Origin of the sequence: Tannerella forsythia (assembly GCF_003860135.1) — a bacterium.
Taxonomy (GTDB): Bacteria; Bacteroidota; Bacteroidia; order Bacteroidales; family Tannerellaceae; genus Tannerella; species Tannerella forsythia_A.
Genome location: NZ_RQYN01000095.1, coordinates 1 through 4,248, shown reverse-complemented (window position 1 = coordinate 4,248; position 4,248 = coordinate 1). Strand labels below are relative to the sequence as shown.

General features: G+C 33.9%; 4 protein-coding genes. All 4 read right to left on the bottom strand.

The features are described 5' to 3' along the window. A partial coding sequence (locus tag EII41_RS13295) for a hypothetical protein (RefSeq protein WP_148091756.1) occupies positions 1 to 191 on the bottom strand: 191 nt, incomplete at its 3' end. Between the two features lie 355 nt (positions 192 to 546). Further along, positions 547 to 2,049 (bottom strand): hypothetical protein, encoded by a 1,503-nt coding sequence (locus EII41_RS13290; RefSeq protein WP_124790972.1) that lies wholly within the window; start codon positions 2,047 to 2,049, stop codon positions 547 to 549. Beyond that, a complete protein-coding gene (locus EII41_RS13285; RefSeq protein ID WP_124790971.1) occupies positions 2,049 to 3,221 on the bottom strand; it encodes a 3'-5' exonuclease in 1,173 nt (390 codons plus the stop codon). The genes EII41_RS13290 and EII41_RS13285 overlap by 1 nt, the downstream gene beginning before the upstream one ends. Positions 3,222 to 3,227: 6 nt before the next feature. Beyond that, on the bottom strand, positions 3,228 to 4,139 hold the full coding sequence (locus EII41_RS13280; protein WP_124790970.1) for a tetratricopeptide repeat protein: 912 nt from the start codon (positions 4,137 to 4,139) through the stop codon (positions 3,228 to 3,230). Between the last annotated feature and the right edge of the window lie 109 nt (positions 4,140 to 4,248).

Here is a 4,248-nt window from a genome sequence, read left to right as displayed (position 1 = left end):
AGCGTTTCTTCCGCCAGTCCTACGTCCTCGGCCGTAAAAATCCCCTTCATAATCGTACCGCGATGTTCGGCCACCTGGATTTCGTAAAACTCCTCTAAATTCGACGCATAGATGGATAGGAAACGAATGCGTTCATAGATCGGAAGCGTTTCGTCTGCGGCCTCGAGTAGCACTCGGTAATTAAACGACAGCCAACTGACGTCACGTTTAAAATAGCGATATCCTGTCTCTTACATCACAGGACAAAGCTACACGATAATTTTGAATTCCCCAATTTCCGAACGACTAACCGCTGCTCATCCCCCCGATTTCAACCGAACAAGACGTAAAGAGTCATCTCGTTTTAAGGCAATGAAGGGGTATTAACGGACAAGATGACGATCTTTGAGCTATACAACTCCCATATACTGCCAACTTTCTTTCATTTAATTATGCCTATTTGTCATTTGGTGTCTGTTTAGCGTACGTTGGCATAATCATTCATTTACATTGTGAGTGTTAGTCTTGGACTATTCGAAATTGCAAATGTGCCACCAGAAGAGATGGCTATTTTTGTTTAAATAATTTTCCAGATCTTCTTATACCTCTTGCTTTTCCAATTTTAATTATTTCAATCCCGCTCATTTGTTTTGCAAGATTTTCTACTGTTTTAATCTGAACTTTTTTTCCTGTAGATTCTTTTATCATTGTAACAATAGCAGCAAGTTTTATTTCTTGCTCTTTTTCAAGAGCTTGCTCTATCAGTTCTTGACATCTCGATTCGTCTGAAATGAGTTCTTTATTGCCTTTTTGTTGAGTATTTAAATTATTAATTTGCGCTTCAGAATTTGTTTCAGGCTGTATTTCTTCTGTTTCTATTTTGTTTTTAATATTTTGTTCTTGAACAGCCATTGGTTTCATTACTTTTTCTTCAGTATTTGGTTCGGTTTGTTCTTTCTCTGATTGACTCACTTCTTCAACAACTGCTTGAACTGTTTCGTCAATTTCTGAAACAGTCTCAATTTTTTCTTGCAGTTCTTTATCTTCTTCTTTTTTCGGAGGTTTAAAATTTTTATAAAACTGCAAGTTTAATCTTTCATAATACTGATCATAAAATTTACGAAAACCAAAAAAAGCACCTAAAAGAATAACAACATAATTGAAACTGTTTTCAAATTTTTTCAGATATTCTAAATTCTTAAATAGTTTCGTTTGAGAAATATCGTCTGATTTGCGAATTTCGTCACGAAGCATTAAATAAAGTGGCGCAACGATATATTGTTTTATATCGCTTGTTGTAGTTTTAGAAACATAACTTTTCGGTTGTTCTTCTGTTTCCAAGTGCTTGATAATATCAGGCAATTTAACTGATGGATTTCCTGAATTGAGTTTCTCTAAAAAGTTATGTATTTCGCTCCCTTCAAAAGTCGAACGTCCTTTGCTAAATGCAAAAACTTGTCCTGCATCATAGAAATATCCAAGTGTAGATTTCGGGAAATAATCAAAACGCTCATAAGCAATTAAGTATTCCCAATAATTACCATTTTGAATCTTATTAGCTTTTCTTCCGTGTTTTCTATACTTTAAGCCATTAAATATATTTTTAACTCCGATGTTGGTAATATATTTTTCTAATGGACTATCTATTTTGCAAATTGTCCAAAGTGCCGAAATTGCCTTTTCAACTTCTTTGTTTTCAATTTCCGTTTCTATTGTGGTTAGTATGGTTTCAAAAATTGGTTTTTCAAGTCGTATTCTTTGGTCAATTTTTGATTCAATAGATATTTTGGCTTGTTGCGAAAGTGGATAGACTCCAACAATATCATTGATTTCAAATTGAACAAACTCACTTTCATTGTTTGGTGCTTTTTCTAAATGAAGAATTAAATATTCTTCGTCATACTCAAACGGTGTAACCGTTTTGAATTGTTTAATTATATTCTCTTTGGTTTCATCATTGATGCTGTCGTTAAATTCTACAAGTTGAGATTTTGGAATAAATGTATATCCAAACCTATAAAACAAGTTGAACTGATTTCGTAATACTATGCTTAAAAATTGCTTCATCATTAAAAGTCAAAATTATTCGTTGAGTGAGCTATTATTCTTGGGGTTAGAACGTCTGATATGGAAATTTCGGTGCATTCACTCTTAAATTTATCAACTAAATCATGAGTATAACCAAAATAAGTGAGATATAAATTTTTTCGACTTCTTGTCATCGCAACCATGAATAATGTTTCTGCCTTACTGGGGTATAAATAAAAATGCGTATTAAGAAATGGTAAAAACACATTATCAAAATCAAGACCTTTTGAACTATGATAAGTCATTAAAATCGCTTCTTTATTGAGTTCTGCATCTTTCAATGCTCCGTAACCACTACCAACAAATTGCAATTTTATTCTGCTGCTTCTAAAATGTCTGTTCAAATCTCCGTAATCAGGCTTTTCCCATTGATTTTTTTTTTCGTCCCATTGTGGTTTTCCATTTGTAGATAATACAAGATTGGCAAACTTAGCAATAGAATTGGTTGTAGGAAAAAGAATTACGGAAGTATCGCCAACATTAGTGCCTTTTAAAGCTTCTTGATAAATGTATTTAACTTCTTCTTCCTCGCTTGACGCTTCGCATAAGCGTATATTTACGTCAGCTTTGGTCAAATCTCTTTTTGCTCCCCAAATATTCATTGACGGCAAAATTTTCTGAACGGCGTTGATGATACTTCGTGTTAATCTATGTATCATATTCAAGGTAAATGCCTTTGCATTAATAATGTCTCCAACTTGGTTTGGATTAACAACAGGTTCCCGCCATCGTGGATCAGTATCGTAAATAGATTGGTTTGAATCACCTGCGACAATTACTTTTTTTGCTCTACTAGTCATTGCATAGAGAACTTTTGCAGGAAGATCTTGAACTTCATCGCAAAAAATATAATCAAAGTTTTGATGATTTTTATCAACAAACTCGTAGTATGTCATTACAGGAATTGAACTTGGCAAATTCAATTCTTGCATTCCTGCTTTAAACATATCAATCAGAGAATGAGTGTAAACCACAACTACAACCTTGGCATTAGGTTCTTTCTGAATTATGTTTTTAAGCGAATGAATAAGCAAAACCGATTTACCGCTTCCAGCAAACCCTTTTACCCAAATATTTCCTGTTTTTTTTGACTCAACATTGATAAAATCCCTTTGATCGGGGTCAAGTTGATCTTCTCTTATCATCCAAGACATTGTTTCTTATTTTTTTATTAAACTTTCTTTCCTTGAAGTAACAGTCAGGTTTTCTGAATTATACAACTTCCCCCCCCTGAGTTGAGGTTCTGAATCTCTTACTTGTCGAGCAAAATCTCTCATTCCTAATTCATCTGCTGCTGAGGACAGCCAACTATAATCACTCTCGCTCATTTGATTAGTTTCAAATTTTAGTTTCCACTTTTCAAATGCTTTTTCAATCATTTTTTTGCCTTCGGAATTATTTTCCTTTTTGAGTAATCGCCCTAATTCATATAAACTATGAGGCTTATCAGGATCAAGGTGTAATGATTCTTCTAAAATTTCTTTGAATTTCGATTGGTCTTTATCTTTTAATTGGTAGGCATAATTAAATGCCGTTGTTGCGTTTTTATTTGACTTGTAGGCTTTTTCGTAATATTCTAAAGCTTTGTCACGATAACCTGCATTTGAATATAATACACCGATATTATTAAAGCTATAAGCACCTGGATACAATTTACTTAAAAGTTCCAATGTTTCTGCTGCCCTCAAATAGTTCCCAACTTTTTTGTAAGCCTTGTAAAGTGTTTCCAATCCTTGTTTTGTAGGTTTTCCGCCATTTTGTTCGGCTTCAAGATTTGCTTGTCGCTCTGCTTTTAAGATTATTCTTTGTTCTGTGCTAAGGTCTTTGTTCGCAAATGGATTAATTGACTCAACCATCACTTCTTGTCCAACGGCATATGCTCTTGCATGCAAAAGTTTGTCCGTTGTAATTTCCAATTCTAATTTTACAGGGGTGTTTCGTTTGAATCCTTGTTGATCACTACTTACAATCTGAATATTGTAAAGCAATTTATTTATGTTACCCAAACAAATTGGTAATTCAATCGCTTTTTGACCGTCTTGGCTTGTTACTAAATCATCAATTACAATCAAATCGCAAGGAATGTGAGTCCCAGCTTTGAGAATTATGGGTCTGTGTTGAATCGTGTGGGTAACCCATAAATCAGGATCCGGAAAAAAGTTGTATAATTGCATTCATGGA